This is a genomic window from Massilia sp. CF038 (assembly GCF_900129765.1).
GTDB lineage: Bacteria > Pseudomonadota > Gammaproteobacteria > Burkholderiales > Burkholderiaceae_D > Telluria_A.
Genome location: NZ_FQWU01000004.1, coordinates 1 through 25,534, shown reverse-complemented (window position 1 = coordinate 25,534; position 25,534 = coordinate 1). Strand labels below are relative to the sequence as shown.

The 25,534-nt window shown below is 63.3% G+C and carries 29 protein-coding genes; 13 read left to right on the top strand and 16 right to left on the bottom strand.

Annotated elements, in window-relative coordinates:
- The first annotated feature begins 12 nt into the window (after window positions 1-12).
- From hutG to BUC24_RS21455, 5 genes are read left to right on the top strand one after another with little or no spacing between them, the layout of a single operon-like run.
- The gene (hutG, locus tag BUC24_RS21475) at window positions 13-801 is read left to right on the top strand and encodes an N-formylglutamate deformylase (RefSeq protein WP_073221773.1); all 789 of its coding nucleotides are present in this window, start codon (window positions 13-15) and stop codon (window positions 799-801) included.
- Entirely contained in the window at window positions 798-2,165 is a 1,368-nt protein-coding gene (locus BUC24_RS21470) for a formimidoylglutamate deiminase (RefSeq protein ID WP_143167615.1), read from the top strand. Before hutG ends, BUC24_RS21470 begins: the two co-directional genes overlap by 4 nt.
- The gene (locus BUC24_RS21465; protein ID WP_073221767.1) at window positions 2,162-2,746 is read left to right on the top strand and encodes a HutD/Ves family protein; all 585 of its coding nucleotides are present in this window, start codon (window positions 2,162-2,164) and stop codon (window positions 2,744-2,746) included. The genes BUC24_RS21470 and BUC24_RS21465 overlap by 4 nt, the downstream gene beginning before the upstream one ends.
- Window positions 2,747-2,749: 3 nt before the next feature.
- Window positions 2,750-3,973: an imidazolonepropionase gene (gene hutI / locus BUC24_RS21460; RefSeq protein WP_073221764.1), complete on the top strand. Its 1,224-nt coding sequence runs from the start codon at window positions 2,750-2,752 to the stop codon at window positions 3,971-3,973.
- 18 nt (window positions 3,974-3,991) lie between these two features.
- Window positions 3,992-5,461, top strand: a complete 1,470-nt coding sequence (locus tag BUC24_RS21455; RefSeq protein ID WP_178372597.1) for an ABC transporter permease/substrate-binding protein — start codon at window positions 3,992-3,994, stop codon at window positions 5,459-5,461.
- 224 nt (window positions 5,462-5,685) lie between these two features.
- Here the strand turns inward: BUC24_RS21455 and BUC24_RS21450 are convergent, their stop codons facing one another.
- The 3 genes from BUC24_RS21450 to BUC24_RS21440 all read right to left on the bottom strand — a co-directional run bounded on the left by BUC24_RS21450 (window position 5,686) and on the right by BUC24_RS21440 (window position 7,611).
- Window positions 5,686-6,174, bottom strand: coding sequence for a GNAT family N-acetyltransferase (locus BUC24_RS21450; RefSeq protein WP_073221762.1), 489 nt, complete (start codon window positions 6,172-6,174; stop codon window positions 5,686-5,688).
- Window positions 6,171-7,109 carry a DMT family transporter gene (locus BUC24_RS21445; protein ID WP_073221760.1) on the bottom strand — a complete coding sequence of 313 codons (939 nt, stop codon included), beginning with the start codon at window positions 7,107-7,109 and terminating at the stop codon, window positions 6,171-6,173. The genes BUC24_RS21450 and BUC24_RS21445 overlap by 4 nt, the downstream gene beginning before the upstream one ends.
- 61 nt (window positions 7,110-7,170) lie before the next feature.
- A complete protein-coding gene (locus BUC24_RS21440; protein WP_073221757.1) occupies window positions 7,171-7,611 on the bottom strand; it encodes an Mpo1 family 2-hydroxy fatty acid dioxygenase in 441 nt (146 codons plus the stop codon).
- Between the two features lie 87 nt (window positions 7,612-7,698).
- Between BUC24_RS21440 and BUC24_RS21435 the strand changes: the two genes are divergently transcribed.
- Window positions 7,699-8,208 carry a DNA-deoxyinosine glycosylase gene (locus BUC24_RS21435; RefSeq protein WP_073221755.1) on the top strand — a complete coding sequence of 170 codons (510 nt, stop codon included), beginning with the start codon at window positions 7,699-7,701 and terminating at the stop codon, window positions 8,206-8,208.
- Window position 8,209: 1 nt separating this feature from the next.
- On the opposite strand, the gene BUC24_RS21430 is transcribed toward BUC24_RS21435, so the two are convergent.
- The 3 genes from BUC24_RS21430 to BUC24_RS21420 all read right to left on the bottom strand — a co-directional run bounded on the left by BUC24_RS21430 (window position 8,210) and on the right by BUC24_RS21420 (window position 10,936).
- The gene (locus tag BUC24_RS21430) at window positions 8,210-8,773 is read right to left on the bottom strand and encodes a cysteine hydrolase family protein (RefSeq protein ID WP_073221752.1); all 564 of its coding nucleotides are present in this window, start codon (window positions 8,771-8,773) and stop codon (window positions 8,210-8,212) included.
- Window positions 8,774-8,816: 43 nt separating this feature from the next.
- Entirely contained in the window at window positions 8,817-10,007 is a 1,191-nt protein-coding gene (locus BUC24_RS21425; protein WP_073221749.1) for a tetratricopeptide repeat protein, read from the bottom strand.
- A 65-nt stretch (window positions 10,008-10,072) separates the two neighbouring features.
- Window positions 10,073-10,936: an HDOD domain-containing protein gene (locus BUC24_RS21420; protein ID WP_073221747.1), complete on the bottom strand. Its 864-nt coding sequence runs from the start codon at window positions 10,934-10,936 to the stop codon at window positions 10,073-10,075.
- A 122-nt stretch (window positions 10,937-11,058) separates the two neighbouring features.
- On the opposite strand from BUC24_RS21420, the gene BUC24_RS21415 reads away from it, so the two are divergent.
- The gene (locus tag BUC24_RS21415) at window positions 11,059-11,634 is read left to right on the top strand and encodes a DNA-3-methyladenine glycosylase (protein ID WP_083599078.1); all 576 of its coding nucleotides are present in this window, start codon (window positions 11,059-11,061) and stop codon (window positions 11,632-11,634) included.
- 3 nt (window positions 11,635-11,637) lie between these two features.
- Here BUC24_RS21415 and BUC24_RS21410 read toward each other — a convergent pair whose 3' ends face one another.
- Window positions 11,638-12,093, bottom strand: coding sequence for a cache domain-containing protein (locus tag BUC24_RS21410; protein WP_073221745.1), 456 nt, complete (start codon window positions 12,091-12,093; stop codon window positions 11,638-11,640).
- A gap of 249 nt (window positions 12,094-12,342) precedes the next feature.
- Between BUC24_RS21410 and BUC24_RS21405 the strand changes: the two genes are divergently transcribed.
- The 4 genes from BUC24_RS21405 (at window position 12,343) to BUC24_RS21390 (ending at window position 17,274) form a co-directional block, all read left to right on the top strand.
- A complete protein-coding gene (locus BUC24_RS21405) occupies window positions 12,343-13,710 on the top strand; it encodes a KamA family radical SAM protein (protein WP_073221743.1) in 1,368 nt (455 codons plus the stop codon).
- Window positions 13,711-13,719: 9 nt separating this feature from the next.
- A complete protein-coding gene (locus BUC24_RS21400; protein ID WP_073221742.1) occupies window positions 13,720-14,961 on the top strand; it encodes an MFS transporter in 1,242 nt (413 codons plus the stop codon).
- A gap of 67 nt (window positions 14,962-15,028) precedes the next feature.
- Window positions 15,029-16,348: a PQQ-dependent sugar dehydrogenase gene (locus BUC24_RS21395; protein WP_073221740.1), complete on the top strand. Its 1,320-nt coding sequence runs from the start codon at window positions 15,029-15,031 to the stop codon at window positions 16,346-16,348.
- Window positions 16,349-16,425: 77 nt separating this feature from the next.
- On the top strand, window positions 16,426-17,274 hold the full coding sequence (locus BUC24_RS21390; protein ID WP_073221737.1) for a fumarylacetoacetate hydrolase family protein: 849 nt from the start codon (window positions 16,426-16,428) through the stop codon (window positions 17,272-17,274).
- Window positions 17,275-17,395: 121 nt separating this feature from the next.
- Here BUC24_RS21390 and BUC24_RS21385 read toward each other — a convergent pair whose 3' ends face one another.
- A complete protein-coding gene (locus tag BUC24_RS21385) occupies window positions 17,396-18,727 on the bottom strand; it encodes an aspartate aminotransferase family protein (protein WP_073221734.1) in 1,332 nt (443 codons plus the stop codon).
- Between the two features lie 93 nt (window positions 18,728-18,820).
- Here BUC24_RS21385 and BUC24_RS21380 point away from each other — a divergent pair, with 93 nt between their 5' ends.
- Window positions 18,821-19,375 (top strand): carboxymuconolactone decarboxylase family protein, encoded by a 555-nt coding sequence (locus BUC24_RS21380; RefSeq protein ID WP_073222461.1) that lies wholly within the window; start codon window positions 18,821-18,823, stop codon window positions 19,373-19,375.
- A gap of 9 nt (window positions 19,376-19,384) precedes the next feature.
- Here the strand turns inward: BUC24_RS21380 and BUC24_RS21375 are convergent, their stop codons facing one another.
- From BUC24_RS21375 to yjgA, 8 genes are read right to left on the bottom strand one after another with little or no spacing between them, the layout of a single operon-like run.
- On the bottom strand, window positions 19,385-19,948 hold the full coding sequence (locus tag BUC24_RS21375) for a hypothetical protein (protein ID WP_073221732.1): 564 nt from the start codon (window positions 19,946-19,948) through the stop codon (window positions 19,385-19,387).
- Window positions 19,949-20,146 (bottom strand): hypothetical protein, encoded by a 198-nt coding sequence (locus BUC24_RS21370; protein WP_073221730.1) that lies wholly within the window; start codon window positions 20,144-20,146, stop codon window positions 19,949-19,951.
- 4 nt (window positions 20,147-20,150) lie between these two features.
- Window positions 20,151-20,654, bottom strand: coding sequence for an SRPBCC family protein (locus tag BUC24_RS21365; RefSeq protein ID WP_073221725.1), 504 nt, complete (start codon window positions 20,652-20,654; stop codon window positions 20,151-20,153).
- Complete coding sequence (locus BUC24_RS21360) at window positions 20,644-21,738, bottom strand: saccharopine dehydrogenase family protein (protein WP_073221723.1); 1,095 nt, start codon at window positions 21,736-21,738, stop codon at window positions 20,644-20,646. The genes BUC24_RS21365 and BUC24_RS21360 overlap by 11 nt, the downstream gene beginning before the upstream one ends.
- Window positions 21,735-22,004: a hypothetical protein gene (locus BUC24_RS21355; protein ID WP_073221722.1), complete on the bottom strand. Its 270-nt coding sequence runs from the start codon at window positions 22,002-22,004 to the stop codon at window positions 21,735-21,737. The genes BUC24_RS21360 and BUC24_RS21355 overlap by 4 nt, the downstream gene beginning before the upstream one ends.
- A gap of 27 nt (window positions 22,005-22,031) precedes the next feature.
- Window positions 22,032-22,703 (bottom strand): alpha/beta hydrolase, encoded by a 672-nt coding sequence (locus tag BUC24_RS21350; RefSeq protein WP_073221720.1) that lies wholly within the window; start codon window positions 22,701-22,703, stop codon window positions 22,032-22,034.
- A 1-nt stretch (window position 22,704) separates the two neighbouring features.
- Window positions 22,705-23,331 carry a molybdopterin adenylyltransferase gene (gene mog / locus BUC24_RS21345; RefSeq protein ID WP_073221718.1) on the bottom strand — a complete coding sequence of 209 codons (627 nt, stop codon included), beginning with the start codon at window positions 23,329-23,331 and terminating at the stop codon, window positions 22,705-22,707.
- Window positions 23,309-23,917, bottom strand: a complete 609-nt coding sequence (gene yjgA, locus BUC24_RS21340; RefSeq protein WP_073221715.1) for a ribosome biogenesis factor YjgA — start codon at window positions 23,915-23,917, stop codon at window positions 23,309-23,311. The genes mog and yjgA overlap by 23 nt, the downstream gene beginning before the upstream one ends.
- 91 nt (window positions 23,918-24,008) lie before the next feature.
- Between yjgA and pmbA the strand changes: the two genes are divergently transcribed.
- Window positions 24,009-25,361, top strand: coding sequence for a metalloprotease PmbA (pmbA, locus tag BUC24_RS21335; RefSeq protein WP_073221713.1), 1,353 nt, complete (start codon window positions 24,009-24,011; stop codon window positions 25,359-25,361).
- Window positions 25,362-25,534 lie beyond the last annotated feature (173 nt).

Sequence of the window (25,534 nt, the reverse complement as noted above, 5' to 3'; positions counted from 1 at the left end):
CGGGAGCCGCGCATGGATTTCTCGTTCAAGGCAGGCAGTATTCCACTTCTGGTGTCGATGCCGCATGTGGGTACCGACATCCCCGACGATATTGCGGCCAGCATGGCGCCGTGCGCGCTGGCGAAGGCCGATACCGACTGGCACCTCAAGGAACTGTACGGGTTTCTGGGCGAGATGGGGGCTTCAACCATTGCCGCGCGCTGGTCGCGCTACGTGATCGATCTGAATCGTCCACCGGAAGACACCAATCTGTATCCGGGGCTGTCCACCACCGGCCTGTGCCCGGTCGATACCTTTGGCAGCGAGCAGTTGTACCTGCCCGGCCAGGCACCCGACGAAGCGCAGGTGCAAATGCGCCTGCAGCGCTACTGGCAACCGTATCATCAGCAGCTGCGCGCAGAACTCGATCGCCTGCTGGCGCTGCACGGCCGCGTGGTGCTGTGGGATGCGCATTCGATTGCCTCCGTCGTGCCGCGCTTTTTTGAGGGCCGCTTGCCGGATCTGAATTTCGGCACCGCCCAAGGTACCTCCTGCGCGCCCGGCATGGAGCAGGCCGTGGTGGCCGTGGCCCGTACTCAGGATGCCTTCTCGGTCGCAGTCAACGGCCGCTTCAAGGGCGGCCACATTACGCGCCACTATGGCCAGCCGGCGCGCAATGTGCACGCGATCCAGCTGGAGATGTGTCAGTGCCTGTACATGGATGAAAGCGCGCCGTTCGCCTACCGTCCGGAGCTGGCTGCACGCGTGCAGCCGCTGCTGCGCAAGCTCACTGGCGCTGCCGTCGACTGGGTGCGCGCGTGACCTCGCTGTTTGCACGCCATGCCTTGCTCCCGGAAGGTTGGCGCGAAAATGTGCGCATCGAGTGGTGCGCGGCCGGCAGCCTGACCGAGGTCACCCCCGACAGTGGCCACCGCACCAACGAACAACGCGTCGAGCTGGTGGTGCCGGGCATGATCAATCTGCATTCGCATGCATTTCAGCGTGCGCTGGGCGGCCTGACCGAGATCGCCGGCGACAGTCCTGACAGTTTCTGGACCTGGCGTGACTTGATGTACCGCTTTGCGCGCCACATCACGCCGGCCCATATCGAGGCTATTGCGGCGCAGCTGTTTTCGGAATGCCTGCGTCACGGCTATACCTCGCTGTGCGAATTCCATTATGTGCAGCGCGATCAGGATGGTGCCTTGTATGCGCGCCCCGCTGAAACGGCCGAGCGGGTCATTGCCGCTGCCCGCAAGAGCGGCATTGGTCTGACCATGCTGCCCGTCTTGTACAGCTACGCCGGGTTGGGCGAACAGCCGCTCAAGCCCGAACAGCAGCGCTTTCGTACCGATGCAGCCGATGTGCTGCGCATCGTGGACGCGCTTGAACCGCTGCGCAGCGGCCAGATCGAGGTGGGCGTGGCGCCACATTCGCTGCGTGCGGCCAGCGTGGCGCAGATCCGCGCCGTGCTTGCCGCGCTGCCGGCGGGGCGGCCCGTGCATATCCATATCGCCGAGCAGCAGGCCGAGGTGGACCAGTGCATTGCGGCCACCGGCATGCGTCCGGTCGCCTATCTGATGGACCAGTTCCAGCTCGATGCGCGCTGGTGCCTGGTGCATGCCACCCACCTGGCCGAGGCGGAAACGGCCGCGCTGGCTGCCAGCGGCGCGGTGGCCGGCCTGTGCCCGACCACCGAGGCCAATCTGGGTGATGGGCTGTTCTCGCTGGCGCCGTTTTTGGCTGCGCAGGGCCGCTTTGGCATTGGCAGCGACAGCCATGTGTCGCAGTCGCCCGTCGAGGAGCTGCGCTGGCTCGAGTATGGCCAGCGCCTGCAGCACCAGCGCCGCAATGTGGCCGCTTCGGCGCAACAGCGGCGTGTGGGCGACTTTTTGTGGCAGGGCGCTTTGGCGGGCGGCGCGCTCGCTTGCGGACGTCCGGTCGGCGCTCTGGCAGAAGGCAAGCGCGCCGACCTGCTGGTGCTCGACAGCGCCCACCCCAATCTGGCAGGTGTGGAGCCGGGCGATGTGCTGAGCACCCTGGTTTTCTGCGGCAACGACAACCTGGTGCGCGACGTCATGGTGGGCGGAAAATGGGTTGTGCAAAATCAAGAACACGTGGCGCAGGACGAGATTGCACAACGATATGTGCATACCGTTGCCGAATTGCGTACACTGAGAGCATGACACTTCTGATTCCTTTTGCCGGCCTCGAACCGGCACCCTGGAAGAACGGTGGCGGCAGCACCACCGAGATCGCCATCGCGCCGCCGGGCGCCGCGCTCGATGCCTTCGAGTGGCGCGTCAGCCTGGCCACAATTGCCGTCAGCGGTCCGTTTTCCGCCTTTCCCGGCATCGACCGTACGCTGGCCCTGGTCGACGGCCCGGGTGTCGTGCTCGACATCGGCGACGAGGGCCGCTTTGTGCTCTCGGAGGACGATCCGGTCGTCGAATTCGCAGGCGAATCGCAGGTGGCGGCCACCGTCAACGGCGGGCCGACCACCGATTTCAACGTCATGACGCGGCGCGCCACATGCCATCATCGGCTCGGCCGGCGCGTGCTGTCCGGCGTGTCCGAGTTTGCGCCGCGCGGCGATATCACCATCGTGTTTCTGGCCGAAGGCGAAAGCCTGTCCGTCTGCAGCGATTCCGAGCGCATTGGCCTGGTCCGTTACGACGCCGTGGTGTTCGATACCGATACCGTCTGGACCTTCGAGACCGGCCAGGCCACGGTGCTGGTGGTCGACATTTTCGTCAATCAGGCGTAATCGATGGCGCAGTTCGATGTTCTGATCACCAATGTGCACCTGGCCACCATGGTCGACGGCTATGGCCAGCAGCGCGATAGTGCCATTGCCGTGCGCGACGGGCGCATTGCCTGGATCGGCCCCATGGCCAGCGCGCCCAACGCCGCCCTGGTCCACGATGGCCGCGGCCAGTGGCTCACGCCCGGCCTGATCGACTGCCATACCCACATTGTCCACGCGGGCAACCGCAGCGATGAATTCGAAGCGCGCTTGAATGGCGCCACCTACGAAGACATTGCCCGTGCCGGCGGCGGCATCATGTCCACCGTGCGCGCCACGCGCGCAGCGAGCGACGCGCAATTGCTGCGTCAAAGCCTGCCTCGCGCCGCCAGTCTGCTGGCCGAAGGCGTGACCACGCTGGAGATCAAATCAGGCTACGGTCTGACCCTGGAAGACGAGTCCAAAATGCTGCGCGTGGCACGCCAGCTGGGCCAGGTGCTGCCAGTGAACGTGGTCACCACGTTTTTGGGCGCCCATGCGCTGCCGCCCGAATACGCGGGCCGTGCCGACGATTATGTCACCCATATTTGCGATGTTATGCTGCCCCAGATTGCAGAGCACTGCCTGGCTGATGCGGTGGACGCGTTCTGCGAGCGGATCGGCTTTTCCACCGCCCAGACCGAGCGCGTGTTCGCGGCGGCGCGCCAGCACGGCTTGCCCGTCAAGCTGCACGCCGAGCAGTTGTCGGACCAGCGCGGGGCCGAACTGGTGGCGCGCTACCAGGGCTTGTCGGCTGATCACCTGGAGCACTTGAGCGCGGCCGGCATCGAGGCGATGGCCACAGCCGGCACGGTGGCGGTGCTGCTGCCGGGGGCCTACTACTTTTTGCGCGACACCACGCCGCCGCCTGTGGCCGCCCTGCGCGCCGCCGGCGTCGCGATGGCGGTGGCCACCGACTGCAATCCGGGCACCTCGCCCATGACGTCGCTGCTGCTGGCCATGAATATGGCGTGCACGCTGTGGCGCCTCACGCCGCAAGAGGCGCTGGCCGGCGTCACCATCCACGCTGCACGTGCGCTTGGCCGCGCCCACGATCTCGGTTCGCTCGAAGTGGGCAAGGCCGCCGATTTTGCGCTGTGGGACATTGCCCGCCCGGCCGACCTGTCGTATGCGTTTGGCTTCAACCCGTGCCGCGCCGTGGTCAACGGCGGCGTCCTGCGCGATCCGGTGGTAAGCTTGCCCGCTTAAATCCAACCGGGAGGGTGCGTGCGCACCATCATTGCCGCTTTCATATTGTGCCTGTGCGGCCCCGCCTTTGGCGCAGGCGACGTGCTGCAGGTGGGCTCCAAACGCTTCACCGAATCGTACATCCTGGGCGAAATCATCACCCAGAGCGCTGCCGTCCACGGCCAGGCCGCGCACCGCCAGGGACTGGGCAACACGGCCATCGTGCTGGCCGCGCTGCAGGCAAGCAGCATCGATGTGTACCCTGAGTACATCGGCACGATCGACCAGGAGATTCTGAAGAACGCGCAGCCTACCTCGCTCGCACAAATGCGGGCGGCGCTGGCGCCCATGGGACTGGGCATCGCGGTGCCGCTGGGGTTCAACAATACCTATGCGCTTGCCGTGCGCGCCGACAGCACGGTCAAGACCTTGTCGGACCTTGCGGCGCAGCCGCAATTGCGCTTTGGGCTGTCGCATGAATTCATCGGCCGCGCTGACGGCTGGCCCGGGCTGGCCGCACGCTACGGTTTAGGCCAGGCGCCGCGCGGGCTCGATCATGGCATTGCCTACGAAGCGCTGGACCAGCGCCAGGTCGATGTGATCGACATCTATTCCACCGACGCCAAAATCGCGCGCTATCACTTGCGCGTGCTGGTGGATGATCTGGCTTATTTCCCCCGCTACGACGCAGTCCTGCTATACCGTCTGGACGCGCCGCAGCGCTTCCCCAAAGCGTGGGCGGCGATCGGCCGCCTCGAAGGGCGCATCACGGCCGAGCGCATGATCGCCATGAACGCGGCTGCCGAGCTGGAAGGCAAAAGCTTCGCTGCCGTTGCGCGCGCATTTCTGTCGGCTAGCGCTACCCCCAGCGCTGACCGCGCCGGCCTGATGGCCAAGCTGTTCGGTCCCGACCTGTGGACCCTCACGCGCCAGCACCTGGTGCTGGTGCTGGTGTCGCTTGCGCTGGCCTGCCTGGCCGGCATTCCGCTGGGGATCGTGGCCGCCTTTGTGCCACGCGTGCGCCAGCCGGTGCTGGCCCTTGTAGGCGTGCTGCAAACGGTGCCAGCGCTGGCGCTGCTGGCAATTCTGATTCCGGTGCTGGGGATGATCGGCGCCGTGCCGGCCATGGTGGCGCTGTTTGTGTATGCGCTGCTGCCCATCGTGCGCAATACCTGCACCGCCATCCTGGGTGTGCCGGCCGGTTTGCGCCTGGCGGCATTGGCACTGGGCTTGCGCCGGCGCCAGCGCCTGCTGCATGTGGACTTGCCGCTGGCAATGCCGGTGATACTGGCCGGCGTGAAAACCGCCGCCGTCACCTGCGTTGGCACGGCCACCATTGCCGCCTTTATTGGTGCCGGCGGTTACGGCGAGCGCATTACAACCGGGCTGGCCCTGAATGACAATGACATGTTGCTGGCCGGCGCCATTCCGGCGGCGGCCATGGCGCTGCTGACCCAGGCCCTGTTCGAGCTGGCCGAGCGCCTGGCGACGCGGCGCCAGCGCCGTTGAGACTATCCGCCCAACACTTGTTTGGCGTCAAAATGAATTTCTTCCCAAGGGGCATGATGGGAGGCTTGATCGATCTGCAACATTTATCCGTAAGCAATTGTAACTAAATTACAATTAGTGGCTGGTCGGAACTATAGTAGATCCCGGATTGAATCCAATCTCCCCTCCCCATCCTAAACAATGGGTTCACCCACGGCGCCTCAGCCCCGTGGGTTTTTTCTTTTCTAAGCCTTGGCCAGGCTGCTCAGGGCGTCGCCCGTGACCCGGCAGATGCGCCAGTCGGGCAGCAGTTCGGCCCCCATGCCCTTGTAAAAATTGATCGCAGGCTCGTTCCAGTCCAGCACCGACCATTCGAAGCGCCCGCATTGGCGCTCCACGGCCAGCTGGGCCAGGGCCACCAGCATGGCGCGACCGTAGCCCTTGCCACGGCAATCCTGCTTGACGTACAGGTCTTCCAGGTACAAGCCCTTGCGGGTAAGGAAGGTAGAAAAATTATGGAAGAACAGGGCAAACGTGACCACCTTGCCGTCAGCCTCGCCAATCAGTGCTTCGCAGGCGGGACGGACGCCAAACAGGCCCTCGTGCAGCAAGGCTTCGGTGGCGATCACCATGTGTTCGAGCTTTTCGAAGACCGCAAGTTCCACAATCATGGCGTGGATGTGGGCGACGTCGGCCGGTTGGGCGAAACGGATCTGCAGGGGGCTGGTGCTCATGGGACCTCGGGAACGGTGGTGAGGCAAACTGCCTCTTTGGGTGTGGGCGCGGGTGTGCGAACCGCCCAGGCCACGCTGGCCAGGCACAGGAACATGCCCAGAAATTCCAGCGCGCCGGGCCGGTAGTGTTCAAGCTGGATCGACAGCAGCAGCGAAATCACCGGCGTGACCACGCCGATGTACACCGCTTTCTGCGAGCCGATCCGGTTGATCAGGGTGAAGTAGGCACTGAAAGCAATGACGGACCCGAACAGCGCCAGGTAGCCGAGGCCCATCCAGTACTGGGGCTTGGTGGGCAGGGTGAACTGCTGGCCGCTGACCAGCACCCACAGCGCCACCATCAAGGTGCCCCACAACATGGACCAGGCCATGGTCAGGAACAGATTGGACGAATGCTCGCGCACCTTGGTCACGACGATGTTGCCGGCCGAACTAGAGATCGTGGCCGTAACGGCCAGCGCCAGGCCCAGCAGGAAGTGACCGGTGCCGCCGCCGACAATCTCTTGCCAGGCATCGGCAATCGAATGGAAGAACAGCATTGTCACCCCGCTCACGGCCACCATGCCGGCAGCCCAGGTGCGCCAGGTGATGGCGGTGCCAAAGGCAATGCGGCTGCAGATCGGGTTCCAGAACACCATCAGGGCAAACAGCACAGCCACCAGGGCCGAGACCAGATATTGCTCCGATGTGTAGGTGCAGACGTAGGAGAGTGCAAACGAGAAGAAGCCTTGCAGCAGCATCCAGCGCTGGGCCGGCCAGGGCAGGGACAGCTTTTGCCCGCGCGCCAGGCACACCAGGAACAGCGTGGCCGATGCCAGCCCGAAGCGGTACACCACCGACACGGCGGGGGCGACTTCGCCCAGTTGTACGGTAATGGCCCAGAAGGTCGAACCCCAGATCAGGGAGGCAATGGCAAAGAGGAGGGGAGAGGACATCGAAAAAGTATACGGTGAAATGACATTTCCTGCCGGGCATGGCCCGGCCTTGCCGCCACCCTTACCAGGACAGGTTCAGGCGGCGATACAGGAAACTGAGCACGAACAGCGGGCCAATCAGCAGAAAGCGCAGATCATCAAAGAACGAGGGCTTTTTACCTTCGATCTTGTGACCGATAAATTGCCCGATCCAGGCCAGCACGAAAATCGCCAGCGACAGGGGCAGCACCGTGGCTGGCGGCAGCAGCGAGAGAATGGCCAGCATGGCGGCCGACATCAGCAGCATGCCCACCGCAAATGATTTGGACAGCTTGATGTAATACACCATGGACAGCACCGTGACCGCGACCGCTACCCACGGATGGACCCACCACAAGATGCCCAGCAAGGTAAACACGATCACGGGCACGCAAATGAAATGGATGATTTCATTGGTGTGGTTGAGATGGCTTTCGCTGTACTTGGCAAGCAGGGTATCGATGTCGCGTGCTGGTGCGGTCATGGTGGGCGGTCTCCGGCCATATTGTTGGTTTATAAAATGCGTTTCAATTCTACACCGGTCGCCAGCGACAGCAGTTAGAATCGCGCCATGCTTGCATCCCCTTCGCCAGAGCGCAAACGCTGTTTCGATCCTGTGGTCGACGCCCACACCCGGCTGCTTGTGCTCGGCAGTTTGCCAGGCGAGCAGTCGCTGGCACGCCAGGAATATTATGGCAACAAGCAGAACCGATTCTGGATGCTGATGTCTGAAGTGACAGGCAAGGAGCTGGTGCCGCTCGCTTATGCAGCGCGCCTTGCCGCCCTGCGCGCAAGCCATGTCGGTCTGTGGGACGTGGTGGCACAGGCCCATCGCGAAGGCAGCCTCGACAGCAACATCCGCACCCGGGACGATAACGATCTGCTGGCGCTCATTGCCACGCTGCCGCAACTGAAGGCCGTTGCCTTCAATGGCGGCACCGCCGCGCGGCTCGGTTTGAAGGTGCTGGGTGATCAGGCCGCCCATCTGCACATTCTGTCCCTGCCATCAAGCAGTCCGGCCTACACACTGGCCTATGCCAGCAAGCGCGATGCCTGGCTGGCCTTGCGCGCCTTTCTCTGACTTAAGCCGCTTGCGCCAGCGCCGCGATCACCGCCTCGCACGTGACGATCTGCGCATAGTCGGCCTGCAAATTGGCCAGGGCCATGGCGTGCACCTCGTCGGCCGTGCGCGCGTTGCCGGCATAGTCGGTCTGGGCGTAAGCGAAGGTCGCATCGGCCACCACTTGCGTCTGGAAACCCAGATTGCCGGCCGAGCGCGCGCTCGACTCGACCGAATTGTTGGTGCTCACGCCGGCCAGCACCAGCTGCGTGATGCCGCGCACATGCAGCCAGCGCTCCAGGCCCGAGTGCACGAAGGCATCCGGTACGTTTTTTTCGACCACGTGTTCCGCCGCCAGCGGCACAAAGCGTGGCTGGAATGCGGCGCCGGCCTGGCCGGGCGCGAACATCGAGGTGGCGCTGCGCGAGATATGGCGCACATGGATCACCCGCGCGCCCATGCTGCGCCACGCCGCCAGCAGCTGCGCGATGCGGTCTTCGGCCTGGGGATTGTTGCGCTGTCCTGCGCGCGCATCGGCCATGCAGTTCTGCATGTCGATGATGATCAATGCCGGTGCTGCCTGCATAAGGGGACTCCGAGATTCAAGGAGCCCCCATTATGAACGATTGCTACCAGGCCTTGCGTGCACCTGCTGCCGACAGCGAACGCAGGTAGTCGAGCTTGGACGAATAGCGCTTGGCCCCTTCGGCAGTGGTACTGGTGTCAACTGCCAGCGACATCTGCTTGCGCGCCGAACCGGCTTCGCCCAGCTGCCAGTGGGCCATGGCCAGCCAGAAGTGGAACTCGTGATAATACGGCGAGCGCTGGACTTCGCGCGCGAACTGCGCCCGCGCTTCCGCATAGCGGCCCTGTTCCATGGCCTTCATCCCCAGCTGGAAGAAGTGGAACGGCGGGGTTGGCTCGATGCTGGCCAGGCGTGTGGTCAGGGCAGCGGCCTCATTGCCTTTGCCCAGGCGCGCGAGCACGGGCAGCAGATTGCGCATCAGGGTGGTGTCTTCCGGGGAGCGCTGCAAGGCGCGCTGGTAAACCTTTTCGGCTGCGGCGATGTCGCCATGCGAAAAATAGACTACGCCCAGTGTGTTGTAGGCCGAGATGAACGAGGGCGATTGTTCGATCGCGGCGCGCGCCCACCAGTACGCGTCGTCCAGACGGTTGCGCGCCAGTTCTTCGGCCGCGCGATTGTTCATGTACATGGCCACGATGGTCGCTTCATCGAGCGGCAGTGTCGGATACCATTTCGAGTCCTCGGGCGGCAGGAAATCCACCGTCATCGAGCGCTCCGCCAGATCCACCGTGCCATCGCGGATCGGGCGATTGGCCAGGCGCAGATTGACGTGGGTGCTGGCGATATACAGACTGCCTTCACGGCTCCATTGCTGGTCGATCAGGGCTTGCTGGAAGTAGGGATTGAGACCCATGGCGCGCGCGAAGGCGGCCGTCATGATCACCAGCGACAGGCAGTTGCCCTTGCGCGCAGCGAAGGTTTCGGCGGCGTTGCGGGTATAGGTGGAATCGTAGTCGAGTTTGAGTTCGCCGCTGGTATACAGGGCGTCGAACAGGCCGCGCTGCTGGCCTGCGTTGCGTGTGTGGTTTTGAAAGCCGGGGCTGCGCAGATAGTTCTGCATGGCCGGGCTCAGGTCGAACAGCTGATCAGCGTTGACCGGGCGCGAAGGCGCAGCAAATTTGGCGTCCTGATACAGGTCGGCCGACGACGGCATGGGCGCGAGCTGGGTTTGGGTGGCGCACCCTGCCAGTACCAGGCAGCAGCACGTGATGAGTAGCCGGATACCGGTTTTCATGATGCCCTCCGTTGCGATACGTAGCTTTTAGTATCGTCCTGCAAACGGCCATTGTCAAAGACTGTCTAGTGGTCGGCGTGGAAGCTGTCGTGCAGCTCGTCGAGCAGGTCGGTCGTCTCTTCTTCGGTCAGCCCGAGATAGGCGCAGGCGCGTTCGCCGCCCTTGTCCCATTCCAGCGAACTGCCCATGCCCTGGTAGTGGGCAATGGCGCTTTCTGCCAGCAGCGACAGCGCCACCAGCGAGCGCACGGCATCGTCCGTTGCGCTGTCTTCCAGCACGCTGTAATCCTGGTGGTGCAAAATCGCCCACGACACATCGGTCGACAAACCCCAGTTGCGCGCCAGCAGACAGCCGATGGCGGCATGGTTGGTGCTGTGGCGTTCATCTTCGAGCGCGGTCAGCGGGCGCGAAGGATCGTTGGCCGCTTCCGCAAAGGTGGCGGCGTAGTCGGGAAAACGGTCCATCAGCAGCGGCACGCCGGTGTCGCAGAACAGGCCAAAGGTATGCGCCACGTCGGGCGCGCCAATGCGCAGCCGGCGCGCCAGAAACACCATCGCCTGGGCGCGCCGGGTCGAGATATCCCAGAAGCTGGCCAGGGCGCGGTTGTCGGTACCGATGGTCTGGCGCGCCAGCAGCCCGGTCATCAGGGCCGCGACCTGGTTGATGCCCAAAAACAGAATGGCTTGCTCGATTGATTTGGCCTTGCGGTTGCCGCCGTAAAAAGAGGAGTTGGCCAGCTTGAGCAGGGCCGCTGCCATGCCCACATCGCTGGCGATAATGCGCCCGATTGCCGCTGGCGCCGGATCGTCGGCCGCCAGTTCGCGCTGCAGATCGGCCAGCAGGCTGGGACGCGGCGGAATGCGAATCGACTTGATCAGGGCGTCGACCGGATCGGTATCCGGGCTTGGCAAAGAGGCTACGTTACGCATTTGGTATCGGGAGCGCTGTTGTGAACGGGCAAGGATCCATCATAAACCAGGCCGCCTTAAGTTGCACTACGGCAAATTGTAAAGTGTGGTGAAAGGCGACATTCCGCAGCTAAAATTTGTGCATGAAAAAGTTGTCAAGAAACTTAGCCGGTATCGATTTCGCGGCGCCCTCGCACGAGGTGGCGCCCCTGCTGATTGGCGTTGTGGTGCTGGTCAATGGGGTGGGCGGGCGCATCGTGGAAACCGAAGCCTACGACCGCGACGACCCGGCGTCGCACACCTTCAACGGCCCCAGTCCTCGTAACCGTTCCATGTTCGGCCCGCCCGGCCACGCGTATGTGTATTTGTCGCACGGGATTCACTGGTGCCTCAATTTCGTGTGCCGCGAAGAGGGGCACGGGGCGGGTGTGCTGATCCGGGCCATTGAACCCTTGACCGGGATCGAAACCATGCAGGCCAGGCGCGGCGTCGAGGACTTGCGCAGTCTGTGTTCCGGGCCGGGTAAACTGGGCCAGGCCCTGGGCATCACGCCCGCCCTGAACGGGGCCGATCTGGGCGCATCACCGTTCGCTCTGGCGCCGCGCAGCGAACCGGCTCCTGTATTGGTCGGCCCGCGCATCGGCATTTCCAAGGCCATGGAGGTGCCTTGGCGCTTTGGCCTGGCCGGGTCGCGTTTTTTGAGCCGGCCGTTTCGTTAGGCCTCACTTCTTGTAGATGCCCGCTTCCAGCACCACGTCGTCCACGCGCAGGATGTAGGTGGTTTTCGGTTCGACCTTGCCGCTGGCAGGGTTCTTGTACAGGTACTCCACCCAGCCTTTGCCCGATTTTTGCGCCAGTTCGATGATCTCGCGCCGGTAGTTCTTGCCGCTGGCGTCGGGGATGTCGGTCAGGTCCTTGCCCACGATTGAACTGTTGATCGGGTGCGCCAGCACAATGCCGCTGTACAGGTCGCGCATGTCAATGTACAGCGAGCCTTGCACGTAATCGGGGTCCTTGGCGTTGATCCGTTTGACCATTTCATCCTTGCCCTTGGCCTTGATCAGGGCGGCCCCCCGCTCGGTCATGGCGATGGCATCCTTTTCGGTGGGTTCAACAGCCCAGGCGCTGCCGCCTGCGATGGCAAAGCAGAGCGCGGCGACGTTCAACTTGGTATGCATGATGGCAGTCCTTAAAAATTTATCAAGGGAATGTTTCTAAATTGCATCCCTAATTTACGCTGCCAGCCAAGCGGGTTCTTGCGCTGTCACAAGTGCAGGGCGCGGCCGTTTTGCGCCTGGTCTTGCAGGCGTTTTCTGCATCGTGGCGGGGATTTTGCCTTTCTCGCATGCCGGTTGATTCAGGGCAATTCCAGTGCTGTTTGGCAAGCTTAGGATGCATGCTTCCCCATCCATTTTGTGGAGCCCGCCATGCAGTCCGACAGCTATCCCGATAAATTCAAGCCATACACCCGCCAGACGATTACGCACGCGCGCCAGTGGTCCTCCATGGCGCCAGACCTGCAAGAGGCAGTGCAAGTGGTGTCGCATGTGCTGCCGTTTCGCACCAATGCCTACGTGCTCGATCACCTGATCGATTGGAGCCGGGTGCCGGACGATCCGATCTACCGCCTGGTGTTCCCGCACCGCGACATGCTGCCCCCGCGCGAATACGCGCAGCTGCGCGATCTGGTGCTGTACAAAAAGGACGATGCCGCCATCGCGCGCCTGGTGCACACGATCCGCATGCGCATGAATCCCCATCCGGCCGGCCAGATGACGCACAACGTGCCGCGTGTGAACGATGCGCCGCTGCGCGGCCTGCAGCACAAGTACAAGGAGACAGTGCTGTTCTTTCCCAGCGCCGGCCAGACCTGCCACGCCTACTGCACCTTCTGCTTCCGCTGGCCGCAGTTCGCCGGCATGGATGACATGAAGTTCGACGCGCGCGAAACCACCGAGCTGGTGGCCTACCTGGCCCATCATCCCGGCGTGACCGATGTGCTGATCACCGGCGGCGACCCCTTGATCATGAATACGCGCCAGCTGGCGGAAATCATCGAACCCCTGCTTTCGCCGCAATTGGCGCATATCCAGAACATCCGCATCGGCACCAAGTCGGTTGCCTACTGGCCGCAGCGCTTTGTCAGCGACAAGGATGCCGACGACTTGATGCGCCTGTTCGAGCGCGTGGTCGGCGCCGGCAAGAATCTGGCCATCATGGGCCACTACAGTCACGCGGCGGAGCTGCGCAATGGCATCGCCCAGCGCGCCGTCAAGCGCATCGTTTCGACCGGCGCCACGCTGCGCATGCAGGGGCCGCTCATCCGCCATATCAACGAAGATCCGCACAGCTGGGCCGAACTGTGGACCACCGGCGTGCGCCTGGGCGCCATCCCGTATTACATGTTCGTCGAGCGCGACACAGGGCCCAGCGAATACTTCGCCTTGCCGCTGGCGCGCGCCCACGAAGTATTTCAGGCCGCGTACCAGATGGTGTCGGGACTGTCGCGCACCGTGCGCGGGCCTTCCATGAGCGCCTTCCCCGGCAAGGTCGTGATCGACGGGGTGGTCACCATCAACGGCGAAAAACTGTTTGCGCTGCAGTTTCTGCAGGCGCGCAATCCGGACTGGGTACGCCGGCCTTTCTTTGCGCGCTACGACCCCAACGCGACCTGGCTCGATCATCTGGTGCCCGCCTTCGGCAGGAAGCGCTTTTTCTTTGAGGGCGATGACAGCGACACCCACGCCGGACCGGCAGGCAGGGTGATTCCCATCCACAGCGCGCAGCGCGCCTGACAGACCATCATGCGCGGCAGCCAGGTGTTCATGACGGTGTTCCTGCCGTTCGCGCTCGGGCACTTTCTGTCGTCGCTGCTGCGCACCGTGAATGCGGTGCTGGCGCCGGAGCTGGTGCTCGCACTGGGCCTGAGCGCGGGGCAGCTTGGTTTGTTGAGCAGCGCTTTATTCCTGGCGTTTGCGCTGGCCCAGCTGCCCGTCGGGATTGCGCTGGACCGCTACGGGCCGCGCCGCGTCCAGCTGGTGCTGCTGGTCGTGGTGGCGGCCGGCGCGCTGTTGTTTGCGCACGGTGCCAGCTTCCCGCAGCTGGTCGCCGCGCGCGCCGTGATTGGCCTGGGACTGGGCGGCTGCTTCATGTCGGCAGTGAAGGCGGTGTCGGCCCACATCGCCCCCGCCAAACTGCCGTCCGTGCATGGCTACATGATTGCGGTGGGCGGCCTGGGGGCGGCCAGTGCCACGCTGCCGGTTCGCCTGGTGCTCGAATTTACCAACTGGCGCGGGCTGTACACCATGCTGGCGGCATTTGCCCTTTGCTGCGCGCTCTTCATCGCGTTGGCCGCACCCCGCGCGCACGCCACCGCGAGCGGGGCTGCCCCCTTCGCCTCAGTGCGCGCGGTCTATCGCGACCCTGCCTTCCGCCGCATCGCATCCCTGATGCTGGTGCCGCATGCCGTATTTTTTGGCGTGCAGGGATTGTGGATCGGCCGCTGGCTGGCCGACGTGGCGCACTTCGGCGATGCGGCCGTTGCCTGGCTGCTGTACCTGAGCATGGCGGCCTTGATCTTTGGCGCCATCGCGGTCGGCATGCTGACCGAATGGGCCGGCCGTCATGGGGTCACACCGCTGGAAGTTGGCGCCATCGGCGTTGCCCTGTTCGTACTGGTGCAGATGCTGGCCATGCTCAATTACGTCCCCAGTCTGGCGCTGCTTGCCGTGCTGTTCACACTGGTGGGCAGCATCACCGGGCTGGAATACGCCATCGTCGCGCAGAGCATGCCTGCAGCGTTGACGGGACGCGCCTCCACTTGCCTGAACCTGCTCATTTTCGTGGGCGCGTTTCTGGTGCAGGCCGGGGTTGGTCTGCTGCTGGGCATGTGGCGTCCGGACTTTGCCGGCCACTATCCGGCGCTGGCTTACCGGATCGCGTTTGGGGTGCTGGTGCTGTTGCAGTTGCCCGGGTTGATCGCCTTTGTGCTGGCACGGCACAGGCCATTTTCGTGGTTCTCCCACCCTAAAAATTCCTCCACGTAACGTAACAGGAGGAATTAACATTTCATCTAGAATTGACTTGCTGACATACCAACACAAGGAGATCTTCATGCGCGAACATCACGTGCTTCGCCTGTGCGCAGCGGGCGTGCTGCTCGCCTGCGCAGGCTGTGCCGAAAAAGCGACCCTGCCACCAGCTGCCAGCGTCGGCGCCGCGCCAGCCATGCCGGCGCCGGTCAAGTCGCTCGTGCCCACGGTCGATATCGCACCGGCCAAAGGCTGGCCCAAGGACCTGACGCCTACTGCTGCCCAGGGCCTGGCGGTGAATGCCTTTGCCGCCGGCCTGGTGCACCCGCGCTGGTTGTATGTGCTGCCCAATGGCGACGTGCTCGTTGCGGAAACCAACGGCCCGCCGCGTCCCGAAGACGGCAAGGGCATCAAGGGCTGGGTCATGAAAAAAGTCATGGCAAAGGCCGGCGCCGGTGTGCCCAGTCCGAATCGCATTACTTTACTGCGCGACGCCGACCACGACGGCAAGGCCGAAGTGCGTACCGAATTCCTCAAGGGTCTCAATTCCCCGTTCGGCATGGCGCTGGTGGGGCAGACGCTGTATGTGGCCAACACCGACGGCATTGTCGCCTTCCCCTATCAGGAGGGCGCCACCGCGATCACCACGGCAGCGGTGCCGGTTGCCGCGCTGCCGGGCGGGCCGATCAACCACCACTGGACCAAGAACATCATCGCCAGCAAGGATGGCAGCAAGCTGTATGCCACGGTCGGCTCGAACAGCAACGCCGCTGAAAACGGCATCGAGAACGAAACCAACCGCGCCGCCATTCTGGAAGTTGATCTGGCGACCAAGGCCACGCGCCTGTTCGCGTCCGGCCTGCGCAACCCCAACGGACTGGCATGGCAGCCGCAAAGCGGCGCGCTATGGACAGTGGTGAACGAGCGTGACGAACTTGGCAGCGACCTGGTGCCCGACTATCTGACCTCGGTCAAGGATGGTGCCTTCTACGGCTGGCCTTACAGCTACTACGGCGCCAACGTGGACGAGCGCGTAAAACCGCCGCGCCCCGATCTGGTGGCCAGCGCCATCAAGCCCGATTACGCACTGGGCAACCACGTGGCCCCGCTCGGGCTGACCTTTTACGAAGGCAGCCTGCTGCCGTCGACCTACGCCGGCGGTGCCTTTGTGGGCCAGCACGGGTCGTGGAACCGCAAGCCCCTGAACGGCTACAACGTGGTCTTCATCCCGTTTGCCAACGGCGCCCCATCCGGAAAACCAGTCGACATCCTGACCGGCTTCGTCAACGCAAGCGGCGACGCGTATGGCCGCCCGGTTGGCGTTGCGGTGGACAAGGCGGGCGCGCTGCTGGTCGCTGACGACGTGGGTGATGTCGTGTGGCGGGTCACGCCGGCCAAGTAGCGCAAACGCGCCCCTGCGGCAGTGCAATCGCGTCTCGCGTTACAATCGCAGACTCGATTGCTTACTGCAGGAATAAAATGAAACTCGTTCGCTATGGCCGCCCAGGCAAAGAAAAACCCGGACTGCTCGATGAAGAAGGCCGCCTGCGCGACCTGTCTGGCGTGATCGCCGATATCGAGCCTGCGCTTCTGTCCGACAAGGCCCTCAGGAAGCTGGCCGCCATCGACGAAAAAACGCTGCCTCTGGTGCGCGGCAATCCGCGCTTTGGCGTGCCATTGACGGGCATCCGCAAATTCATCGGCATTGGTCTGAACTACGCTGACCACGCAGCCGAAACCGGTGCGCCGATTCCGAAGGAACCAATCATCTTCATGAAGGCGATCACCTGCCTGAATGGCCCGGATGACGCCATCATGCTGCCGCAAGGGTCGAAAAAAACCGACTGGGAAGTTGAACTGGGCGTGGTCATCGGCACCAAGGCGCAGTATGTCAGCGAAGCGGATGCCCTCAAGTACGTGGCCGGTTATTGCGTGGTCAACGACGTGTCCGAGCGCGAATTTCAAAAAGAGCGCGGTCCGCAGTGGGACAAGGGCAAGGGCTGCGACACCTTCGGTCCGGTCGGCCCGTGGCTGGTCACGCGCGATGAAGTGATCGATGTGCAGAAGCTGGACCTGTACCTGGAACTGAACGGCAAGCGCATGCAGACTGGCTGCACCGATACCATGATTTTCTCGGTGGCGCAGATCGTCAGCTATGTGTCGCGTTTCATGACGCTGGAACCTGGTGACATTATCGCCACCGGCACCCCGCCGGGTGTGGGCGATGCGCGTACGCCGAAGCGTTTCCTCAAAAAGGGCGATACGCTGCGGCTGGGGATTGCGGGGTTGGGGGAGCAGCAGCAGGATGTGATTGGGTACGCTGTTTAACCAGCGCGTCTGGTTCGGAAGCGTGGCATGGGGGGCTTGCATGCAAGCCCGCCTTCGCGAGGGCGACAGCACATCGCCCTCGCGAAGGCGGGGGCCTATAGCATGCTCGCGCTTGCCACAATCATAGATTCTGCCGAAACGCCGCCCCCAGCGAATCCACCAACCGCGTCACAATCTCCGCCATATCCGCATCGCTGGCAATAAACGGCGGCGCCAGCAGCACATGATCGCCATGCACCCCATCGACAGTGCCCCCCATCGGATACACCATCAACCCATGCGCCATTGCCTGCGTCTTGATATGCGCATGCAGCTTTAACACCGGATCGAAGGGCTGCTTGCTGCCGCGGTCGCGCACAATCTCCAGCGCCATGAACAAGCCCCTTCCGCGTATATCGCCCACATACGGATGGTCATCAAACGCCTCGCCCAGCAAGCGCCGCAAGGTCTCACCCCGGGCACGCACTGCCGCCAGCAGATCATCGCGCTCGATCACCTGCTGCACCGCCAGCGCTGCCGCTGCGGCCACGGGGTGGCCAATATACGTGTGCCCGTGCAGGAAGGCGCCACTGCCAATGCGCAGCTGTTCAACCAGGCTGCCGCGCGCCAGCACCGCACCAATTGGCTGATACCCGGCCCCAAGTCCCTTGGCAATGGCCACGATATCGGGTACCACGTTCTCCTGATCGATCGCGTACATGCTGCCGGTGCGCCCCATCCCGCACATCACTTCGTCGGCAATGAACAGAATGCCGTACTTGTCGCACAGCGCGCGCACGCCCCGAAAATACCCTGGCGTCGGTGGAATCGCACCACCCGTCGCGCCCACCACCGGCTCGGCGCAAAAGGCGATCACCTGGTCCGGGCCGTTGGCCAGGATCGTTGTCTCCAGCTCGCGCAGCAAGCCTTGGGTATATTCATGCTGGCCCTGGCCTTCCGCCCGGTCGCGGTACTCGTAGCAGGGCGCGACCCTGGGCACCTTCATCAACAAGGGCGCAAAAGGGCGCCGCCGCCATTCGTTGCCGCCCACCGCCAGCGCGCCCAGGGTATTGCCGTGATAGCTCTGGCGCCTGGCGATGAACAGCTTGCGCTGGCCCTGGCCACGCTCGACACAGTACTGGCGCGCCAGCTTGAGCGCGGTTTCCATCGCTTCCGAGCCGCCCGATACCAGGTACACCTGATCGAGGCCGGCCGGCGCGCCGGCAGCGAGACGCTGCGCCAGCTCTTCGGCGGCATCGGTGGTGAAGAAAGCGGTATGGGCATACGCGCATTGCGCCATCTGGCGTTGCATGGCGGCGAGGATTTCGGGGTGGCCGTGGCCCAGCGAGGAGACGGCGGCACCACCACAGGCATCGAGATAGCTTTTGCCGTCGCGGTCGCGAATCCGCATGCCTTGGGCACTGGCGGCGACGGGTGGCGTAAGGCGCAGATTGCGATGCATGAGCTGGGTCATGGTTTCTCCACTGTAATTTATTGACAGTTGACAATAAACGCAGAAGCCATTGATTCTTTTGATTTTTCGCGCAAGCTGTGCGAATATTTTTGCATGACAGATCGACTCGGCCCACTGGCGCCACACCAACTCAACGCGGCCCAGCGCGCGGCTGCCCAAGCCGTCATCGATGGCCCGCGCGGCGCCGTCTACGGTCCCTTCATTCCCCTGCTGCGCAGTCCGGAGCTGATGCAATGCGCGCAGCAGATGGGTGAGTACCTGCGCTATCGCAGCGCGATTGGCAACCGCTTGTCGGAAATGGCGATCCTGGTCACCGCGCGCGAATGGGACCAGCCAGTCGAGTGGGCCATTCACGCGCCCATTGCCGAGCGCTGTGGCATTGCGCGTGACGTGATCGACGCGATTGCACAACGGCGCCGCCCGCCAGCCATGCTGGTCGACGAAGAGCTGGTCTACGATTTTTGTATCGAACTGCACCGCAACAAGCGCGTGAGCGATGCCACCTACGCTGACGCAGCCGCCTTGTTTGGTGAAAAGGGCGTGGTCGATCTGATGGGAATTAACGGTTATTACACGCTGTTGGCGATGGTGATGAATGCAGCGCAGACGGCAGTACCGGAAGGCGCCAGCGCTGCGCTGCCGGACTGACACGCGGCGTTATTGCCAGAACTTCCACCAGGGCTTGGGCGGCATGCCATCGTGCAGAACGGTGAACAGCTCGTCGTCGGGCGTGAGCGGGCCGTCATGGCGGAACCCCGTCAGGCTGAACGCCAGATCAAGTGGGATGTCGAAAGCGTAATCAGTGTCGTCATCCCTGCTGCCATTCAAAGCGTTGCGTTTCTCGGCAAGCAGCTTGGCAAGATCGTGGGGCAGGGCACCCTCGGTGGCCAGATGATCGTCACCCTGTTCGCTCTCGTGCACGACTTCCCACACGCGGGCACCGTCCGACCACTGCGCCGCGCTGCAGAACATGACGTGTTCTTCGATTGAGCAGGCAACCACTTCGCACCCGGCCGACAGCGTGGCAAGGCTGGTGGGGTCGACAATGCGATGCGCGCAGCCGATTGCGGCAATGATGACCCAGCCGTCACGCGCAGGCCGGCCGCTGACCGGTGCACTCCAGTACCCGGCACGCGCTTCGGTCACGCCTAATGCAAGGCGATCGAGCACCTGCTCGTAGCCGAGACCCCGCACGCCGATCCAGGCCAGTGACAGGCCCATTTACGCCAGTGCTTCCTTGGCTGCTTCTTCGGGCGTCAGGCCGTCGTAGAACTGGTCGGTGAACCATTCCACTTGTTCTTCGATGTGATCCTGCGCTTGCTTGACGGTGGCGCCACCGGCGACCAGAAATTTTTCAACTTCGATGCACCAGTTGATCAGTTCCATCGTCTCTTCGTCGAGTTCTTCTTTTTTGGCCATGGTGTTACTCCTTTGCTGGGTGAGTACTGCGCTGCCACGCTTCGATTTCGCTGGCGCTGGTGGCCAGAAACTGGCGCATGCGTTCAAAACGCTTGTATGTCTGGCGCCTGAAGATGCGCTGCACGATCGGTTCCATGAGCCAGCGCAAAAGCGCCGGCCCGGTTTCGATCGTGTAGGTGTAGATGATAGCCGATCCGCCGTCGGCGACCGGCTCGTGCTTCATTGAAGCGGCCCAGCGTGTGAATGGAAATGACTGGCCTAACATCCGCGCCGCGGCAAGGCGAGGCCGCTGGTAGCTGACAAACTCGGTGCGCATGACGAGCGTGCGCATCGGACCGCGCCCGCGCGAACGGGTTACGGCGCCCTTGTACGGGCAGGGGCCGCCGCCTTCGACCGTGGTGTGCTCGACCAGACTGTCCCAGCGCAGGCGCCAGTGGTGATAGTGAAAAGCGTCAAACGCGACCTCGCAGCTGGCCGGCATGGCGAACACCAGACGCTCATGCGCCAATGTCGGTCACCATATTCCATTTGCTAAATTCCGGCGCAAAGTCGGCCAGTGTCAGCATGTTCATGCTGGTGCGCGCGCCCACTTCGGTCAGCGTGCCAGCGGCGATGCGGCGCGCCAGCAGAATGGCGGCCATGCAGGGAATTTCCGGTCCGTGGTCGTTGTCGGCGGCGATGTGCCATTCGGCTTGCGCCGGCGCGCCCGCAGCGTCGGCACCGCGCACGCGCACCACCATGCCGCCCAGGGCGGTGCCAAACGGGTCGAGCAGGCTCGCGGCACTGTTGAGAAAGCCGGCCAGCTGCTGCGGGCGGGGCAACACGCCCATGCGGCGCAAGCTGCCCAGCAGGGCCAGGCCGCGCTGACCGATGCCCACCTCCAGCGCCGCGCGGAACATCACCGACTGCGCACCCTGGTAATGGGCAGGGAACAGTTCCAGGTCGGGAATGTCGCACAAGGCGCCAATGCGCGGACGCAAACGCTTGTATTCAACGCGCGCCGGGGCTTCCCAGCCGTACTGGGTCTCCCAGCGCCCGCCGCGCCAGACCTGGATCGCTTCGCCGCAGTAACCCAGCACGGCAGCCATGGTGGCCACGCCGCGCGGTGCGGTTTGCGCCGGTGCGATGCAAAAATCGATGTCGGCCACGCTGCGCCAGCCAGCAGTCAGATGGTCGACCACGGCCGAGGACAGGGCCGGCACGGTACTGGCACCAGTGATGGCGATGCGTCCGGCGCTGCGGAAGGCGGCGTCCAGTGCGGCCGGGAAGTCGCATACAAAACGGCGCCCGTCAGCCAGATCGATGTAATGGGCGCCGGCAGCGGCGACGGCCAGCGCGACATCGTAACCTTGCGCCTGGAACGGCCCGGCGGTGTGAATCACAATGCCCGCGCCCATGTCGGACAGCAGCTGTGCAAGCTGGGGGTCACCGATGTCGATCACGGCGCCAGTGGCGCCGCATTCACGCGCCAGTGCGGACGCCTTGGCGCCATCGCGCCCGGCAATCACCAGTTCGATACCGGGAGTCGACGCCAGCGCGCGGCAGATGCGCGCGCCAAAATTACCGTACCCGCCAAGAACAACGACCTTCACTTGGCAGCCAGCCCTTTGTTCAGCAAGTCGGCTACCAGCGCATTCATGTCGGTCTTGCGTTCGGCCGCAAGGGCTTGCAGCTGCTTGAGCAGATCGCCATTGAGCTTGCAGGCAAACGGCACCAGGCCCAATGCGCGCTCGCGTTCGCGCTGCTCGCGCCGGTCGACTGCGGCGGCATCGCCTTGTCCAAAACCGGCTGCGCCAGGAGCGACCATCTTGCCCATCAATTTTTTGGCGTCGCTCTTTGCCATGCCGGTTTTTTTCATTTGCTGCCTTGTAGGTGTGTGAAGGGGTTAAGCCAGTACTTTGCGAATCCAGCGTACGATGTCGTTCAACTCGTCCATGCAGGTCGAGTGCGGCATCGGGTAGTCATGCCATTCAACGTCATAACCCATGGCGCTTAGGGCATCGCGACTGCGCTCGCCAAGCATCATCGGGATCACGTCATCACTGCGGCCGTGCCCCATGAAGATCGGGGTCGACTGGTTGGCGGGACTGCGTTCCTGCGCCACGCTGGCCGCCAGCGGCAGATAGCCGGACAGGCACATCAAACCAGCCAGGCGTTGCGGATAGCGCAAGCCGGTTTGCAGCGTCATCACGCAGCCTTGCGAGAAACCGGCAAGAATGATGCGTTCGGCCGGAATGCCGCGTTCCAGTTCGCGAGCGATCAGTGCTTCAATGAGCTGTTGCGATGTGCGCAGGCCCTGTTCGTCTTCGCGCTGATCGAGCCGGTTGAGCGAAACAATGTCGTACCAGGCACGCATGATGTAGCCATTGCTGATGGTGACCGGCATCGTGTTCGCATGTGGGAATATGAAGCGAATCCCGCCGAGGTCGTCCAGCTTCATCTGGCGCGCCCAGGGTGAAAAGTCGTCGCCGCTGGCACCCAGGCCATGCAGCCAGATCACCGCCGCCGTGGGATTCGGTGCGGTTTCGATTTCAATTCGTTCCAGCAGTTTGCTCATATTAGTCAGAAGTAGGCTGCGGGCGCAGTGCCGACTTGGGCCGGAACGCCTTGCACACCGCAGGATTGGTTTCGATATACGGCGCGCCGATCAGGTCAAGGCAGTAGGGCACGGCCGCAAAAATGCCGGCAACGGACTGCTTGCCGTCCGCGTCTTTCAGGCCTTCCAGCGTTTCCTTGATCGATTTCGGCTGGCCGGGCAGATTCATGATCAGCGCCGCATGGTCTTTCGTTTCGCGGATCACGGCGGTCTGGCGCGACAGGATTGCGGTTGGCACGAACTGCAGGCTGATCTGGCGCATCTGCTCGCCAAAGCCAGGCATTTCCTTGGTGCCGACGGCCAGCGTCGCTTCCGGTGTGACGTCGCGCCGCGATGGGCCAGTGCCGCCCGTGGTCAGCACCAGGTGGCAGTGCTGCAGGTCGACCAGGTCGATCAGGACTTGTTCAATCTGGCCGCGCTCGTCGGCAATGAGGTGCTGCTCGATGCGGTAGGGCGTGGTGATCGCGCTGGCCAGCCATTCGGTCAGGGCCGGCAAGCCCTGGTCCTGGTAGACGCCGCCGCTGGCACGGTCCGAGACCGACACCAGGCCGATCACCAGTTCAGTGTTACTCGTCGTCGGACTCGTCATCTTCTGGCTCGGCGTCGTCTTCAAGCGGTGCGGCCGCTTTCTTGCCCTTGTTGGCCAGGTCCTTGAGGATCTGGAAGATCTCGCGGTAGGCCTTGGGCGGCTTGTTCTCGGCCTGCTCCTTGCGGGCATTGCGGATCAGGGTGCGCAGGTGCTGGCCATCGAGTTCGGCGTGTTCGGCCAGCAGCACGGTCAGGGCCTTGTCGTCGGCCAGCAACTTTTCGCGGCGGCGCTCCAGCGCATGCAAGGCGGCGGTGTCGGCCTTGGACATGCCTTTCCAGCTGTCGATGGTGCGCTGGATGACGGCGATTTCTTCTTCGTCCAGGGTGCGCATTTTTTTGCCGACGAACTGCATCTGGCGGCGCCGCCCTTCGTGATTGGTGATCGTCTGGCACATCAGAATGGCCTCGCGCACGTCTTCGGGCATGGGCACACGCTTGACGCGGTCGCGCGCTTCGTTGACCAGTTCTTCGCCGAGTTTTTGCAGCTCGCTCATCTGGCGCTTGAGTTCGGACTTGGAAGGGCGCTCGTATTCTTGTTCGAACTCGGAGGACTGGAACCCGCAGGCGCCGCGGTTAGGATTTGGCATGATATGGATCCGGCAGGCGCTTGTCCGACCGGTAAAAACTGTAAACGACTGCTATCATACCCTTTTAACCGGATAGCCGAAGAAAACACCCATGACCGACTCCGTCTTCATCCATACCCAGGACCAGCTCAAACAGCTGGCGCGCGACGTGCTTTCCTTCGCCAAACAGGCTGGCGGCACCGACGCCGCGGTCGAAATTTCCGAAGGCAGCGGCCTGTCGGTCTCGGTCCGGCGCGGCAAAATCGAAACCATCGAGCAAAACAAGGACAAGGGCATGGGCGTGACGGTCTATTTCGGCCAGAAGCGCGGCAATGCCAGCACCTCCGATTTTTCCACCGCCGCCCTGCGCGCCACCGTGGACGCAGCCTACAACATCGCCCGTTTCACCGCGGAAGACGACTGCGCCGGCCTGGCCGACGCCGATCTGCTGGAAATGAATCCGCGCGACCTGCGCCTGTGCTACCCCTGGCCCATCACCACCGAAGAAGCGGTCATTCTGGCGCAGCGCGCCGAACACGCCGCCTTCGAGGTCGACCCGCGCATCACCAACAGCGAGGGCGCCAGCGTCCATGCCCAGCAATCGCACTTTGTGGCGGCCAATACGCGCGGCTTCATTGGCGGCTACCCGTTCTCGCGCCATACCCTGTCGGTCGCACCCATCGCCGGCAAGGGCGCCAAAATGCAGCGCGACGACTGGTACACCTCGGTGCGCAACGCCAAGGACATGGCAGCGCCCGAAAAAGTCGGCCGCTATGCTGCCGAACGCGCGCTGGCACGCTTGAATGCCCGCAAGCTTGATACCCGCACCTGCCCGGTCCTGTTCGAGGCGCCGTTGGCTGCGGGCCTGCTGGGCTCCTTCGTGCAGGCGGTGTCGGGCGGCTCGCTCTATCGCAAGTCCAGTTTCCTGCTCGATTCGCTGGGCAAAGACGTGTTCCAGCCCCATATCCAGATTCTGGAAGACCCGCACCAGGTAGGCGGGGTTGGTTCGGCGCCCTTCGACGAAGAGGGCGTGCGCACCCAGCGTCGCCTGGTGGTGGAAAACGGCGTGGTCAAGGGTTACTTCCTGTCGTCGTACTCGGCGCGCAAACTGGGCATGCAAACCACGGGCAATGCAGGCGGTTCGCATAACCTCAGCATCACTTCCAGCACCACCAAAAAGGGCGACGATTTTGCCGGCATGATCCGCAAGATGGGCCGCGGCCTGCTGGTGACCGAACTGATGGGGCAGGGCACCAATTACGTCACCGGCGACTATTCGCGCGGCGCGTCCGGCTTCTGGGTCGAGAATGGCGTGATTCAATATCCGGTCGAGGAAATCACCATTGCCGGCAACATGAAGGACATGTTCCGCCAGATCGTCGCGGTCGGCAACGATGTACTTACGCGCGGTAACAAGCAGAGCGGCTCGATCCTGATTGAAAACATGGTGGTGGCTGGCAGCTGAGCGGGATCCGCCCTACATCGCCCTTGCGCAGGCGGGGGCCTATAGCATGCTGATTAACTTCGGGGATATGGTATAGGCCCCCGCCTTCGCAGATACTGTGTCAGCTAGAGTTTTGCAAGCGCTAGCTGCGGATCGAATCTGGTTCCGGACTTGATGACGCCGACCATCCAGTG

Coding starts and splice junctions, on each gene's coding strand:
- BUC24_RS21385 (WP_073221734.1), bottom strand. CDS start 18,727: ATGACCCAGCTCATGCATCGCAATCTGCGCCTTACGCCACCCGTCGCC.
- mog (WP_073221718.1), bottom strand. CDS start 23,331: ATGACGAGTCCGACGACGAGTAACACTGAACTGGTGATCGGCCTGGTG.
- BUC24_RS21395 (WP_073221740.1), top strand. CDS start 15,029: ATGCGCGAACATCACGTGCTTCGCCTGTGCGCAGCGGGCGTGCTGCTC.
- hutG (WP_073221773.1), top strand. CDS start 13: ATGGATTTCTCGTTCAAGGCAGGCAGTATTCCACTTCTGGTGTCGATG.
- BUC24_RS21430 (WP_073221752.1), bottom strand. CDS start 8,773: ATGCAGGCAGCACCGGCATTGATCATCATCGACATGCAGAACTGCATG.
- BUC24_RS21450 (WP_073221762.1), bottom strand. CDS start 6,174: ATGAGCACCAGCCCCCTGCAGATCCGTTTCGCCCAACCGGCCGACGTC.
- BUC24_RS21425 (WP_073221749.1), bottom strand. CDS start 10,007: ATGAAAACCGGTATCCGGCTACTCATCACGTGCTGCTGCCTGGTACTG.
- BUC24_RS21355 (WP_073221722.1), bottom strand. CDS start 22,004: ATGAAAAAAACCGGCATGGCAAAGAGCGACGCCAAAAAATTGATGGGC.
- BUC24_RS21440 (WP_073221757.1), bottom strand. CDS start 7,611: ATGACCGCACCAGCACGCGACATCGATACCCTGCTTGCCAAGTACAGC.
- BUC24_RS21350 (WP_073221720.1), bottom strand. CDS start 22,703: ATGAGCAAACTGCTGGAACGAATTGAAATCGAAACCGCACCGAATCCC.
- yjgA (WP_073221715.1), bottom strand. CDS start 23,917: ATGCCAAATCCTAACCGCGGCGCCTGCGGGTTCCAGTCCTCCGAGTTC.
- pmbA (WP_073221713.1), top strand. CDS start 24,009: ATGACCGACTCCGTCTTCATCCATACCCAGGACCAGCTCAAACAGCTG.
- hutI (WP_073221764.1), top strand. CDS start 2,750: ATGGCGCAGTTCGATGTTCTGATCACCAATGTGCACCTGGCCACCATG.
- BUC24_RS21390 (WP_073221737.1), top strand. CDS start 16,426: ATGAAACTCGTTCGCTATGGCCGCCCAGGCAAAGAAAAACCCGGACTG.
- BUC24_RS21380 (WP_073222461.1), top strand. CDS start 18,821: ATGACAGATCGACTCGGCCCACTGGCGCCACACCAACTCAACGCGGCC.
- BUC24_RS21445 (WP_073221760.1), bottom strand. CDS start 7,109: ATGTCCTCTCCCCTCCTCTTTGCCATTGCCTCCCTGATCTGGGGTTCG.
- BUC24_RS21410 (WP_073221745.1), bottom strand. CDS start 12,093: ATGCATACCAAGTTGAACGTCGCCGCGCTCTGCTTTGCCATCGCAGGC.
- BUC24_RS21465 (WP_073221767.1), top strand. CDS start 2,162: ATGACACTTCTGATTCCTTTTGCCGGCCTCGAACCGGCACCCTGGAAG.
- BUC24_RS21415 (WP_083599078.1), top strand. CDS start 11,059: ATGAAAAAGTTGTCAAGAAACTTAGCCGGTATCGATTTCGCGGCGCCC.
- BUC24_RS21400 (WP_073221742.1), top strand. CDS start 13,720: ATGCGCGGCAGCCAGGTGTTCATGACGGTGTTCCTGCCGTTCGCGCTC.
- BUC24_RS21405 (WP_073221743.1), top strand. CDS start 12,343: ATGCAGTCCGACAGCTATCCCGATAAATTCAAGCCATACACCCGCCAG.
- BUC24_RS21420 (WP_073221747.1), bottom strand. CDS start 10,936: ATGCGTAACGTAGCCTCTTTGCCAAGCCCGGATACCGATCCGGTCGAC.
- BUC24_RS21370 (WP_073221730.1), bottom strand. CDS start 20,146: ATGGCCAAAAAAGAAGAACTCGACGAAGAGACGATGGAACTGATCAAC.
- BUC24_RS21435 (WP_073221755.1), top strand. CDS start 7,699: ATGCTTGCATCCCCTTCGCCAGAGCGCAAACGCTGTTTCGATCCTGTG.
- BUC24_RS21375 (WP_073221732.1), bottom strand. CDS start 19,948: ATGGGCCTGTCACTGGCCTGGATCGGCGTGCGGGGTCTCGGCTACGAG.